This window comes from Allobosea sp. Leaf344, assembly GCF_001426225.1.
Classification (GTDB): Bacteria; Pseudomonadota; Alphaproteobacteria; order Rhizobiales; family Beijerinckiaceae; genus Allobosea.
Map to the genome: position 1 here is coordinate 1 of NZ_LMRT01000015.1, position 204 is coordinate 204.

The window sequence follows — 204 nt, forward strand, 5'->3', positions numbered from 1 at the left end:
CTCAACGACCTCGTCGCCGCCTTCCGCACCGGACAGGAGCTGGCGGCGCCGCAGCCGCAGCGCGCCCAGGCCCAGGTCCAGGCTCCCGCGCGGGCTCCGGCACCGACGCGGGCACCGGCACCGGCAGCCCGCCGCCCGGCTTCCGAGCCCGAGCGCCTGCGCGCCATGGCCGAGACCGCCTTCACCCCGGCCAAGAAAGTCGCC

Annotated in this window: 1 protein-coding gene; it reads left to right on the top strand. The window is 78.4% G+C overall.

The genetic code is table 11. The annotated features are described in order from the left end of the window. Positions 1-204, top strand: a 204-nt coding sequence (locus tag ASG72_RS21060) for a hypothetical protein (protein WP_200939969.1), incomplete at both ends; no start/stop codon positions are given.